The following is a 1,258-nucleotide window of genomic DNA, read 5'->3' as shown; positions in this document are numbered from 1 at the left end:
ATCGCCCGGGCGAGCCGGGCCAGCTCGTCGCGCCCCCGGGGTCGGATCCGGTGGCCGAGGTTCTGCGGCCCGACGTGCGCGATCGGCTCGGCGAGGTCGGCCGCCACAGGTTCGACGGTGCGTGATGCGGTCAATGCCGGCCGGCGGCTCCTGGGCGCGGCCGGTCGTTCGGTCAGCAGAGCTTGAAGGTGTCGCAGGCGGTCTCGATCGGCACCGCGAGGCCGATCCCCTCGGCGTCCCGGGCCTTGGCGGTGGCGATACCGACGACCTCCTTCGAGCCGTTGATCACCGGGCCGCCCGAGTTGCCGGGGTTGATCGGCGCGTCGAACTGGATGACCGGACCGGACCCGTCCTCGTCCTTGCGGAAGGCGCTCACCACGCCGGTGGTCACGCTGTCCTGCAGGCCCAGCGGGGCGCCCACCACGACGATCTGCTGCCCGGACTTGACCGGCGTGCCGGCGGCGACCAGGCCGGTGAACTTGGCGGTGGTCCGCAGCTGGGCGATGTCCTTGGCCTTGTCGACCTTGACGATGGTGGCCTCGAAGCGCTGGTCGGTCCGCTCCAGGAAGACCTTCCGGCCGCCACCGTCGAACACCGACTCCACCACGTGGAAGTTGGTGAGCAGGGTGGTGCCACCGCCGGCGGCCGGCTTGCCGATCGCGAACGCGGTCCCGGTGAACTGGCCGGCCCGGACCCGGAACACGCTGGGCAGCACGGCGCTGGCCACGGCCTCCGGGTTGAACGCCGCCCCGGCCTCCTTCTCCAGCGCCTCCGCGCGCTTGTCCAGGCCGTCCAGCCGGGTGCCGTCGGCCCGCTGCGCCTCGGCCAACCGGCGGTCGGTGGCGGCGAGCCGGTCGTCCAGCCGGTGCAGCTGGTACGCCTGCACGCCGGCGACGAGGGCCAGCACCGCGACGAGCGCGAGCGCCACCACGGGCATTCGACGCCGCCGGTCGGCCCCGGCCGCGGGGACCGGCCACCCACCCGGGTACGCGGGCCCGGAAACCGGCTGCCACCCGGATACGCCGGCCCCGACACGAGCTGCCCGCCCGGGTACGCCGGCCCGCCCGGGTACGCCGGTCCGGAGACCGGCTGCCCCACGGGATGGCCCGGCCCAACGCCCGGCTGCCCCGCGGCCCCCGGGCCGGTCGGGCTGCCCCACTGGCCGCTGTTCGGCGGCGCGGACCAGCCGGCCCGGGGCTCCGGGATGCTCGCCTGCCCGGACCCCGTTGGCCCGGTCTCGGCGGCAGGCGCGGCCGGT

The 1,258-nt window shown here is 75.8% G+C and carries 1 protein-coding gene; it reads right to left on the bottom strand.

Going from position 1 to position 1,258, the window contains the following annotated elements; all coding sequences use genetic code 11:
* Window positions 1-172: 172 nt before the first annotated feature.
* On the bottom strand, window positions 173-928 hold the full coding sequence (locus JNW87_RS38855) for a S1C family serine protease (protein ID WP_375373618.1): 756 nt from the start codon (window positions 926-928) through the stop codon (window positions 173-175).
* Window positions 929-1,258: the final 330 nt, after the last annotated feature.

This window comes from Micromonospora sp. ATA51 (assembly GCF_016802855.1).
GTDB lineage: Bacteria > Actinomycetota > Actinomycetes > Mycobacteriales > Micromonosporaceae > Micromonospora > Micromonospora sicca.
Note: the sequence above shows the minus strand (reverse complement) of the source record. Positions and strands in the feature narration are given on the sequence as shown.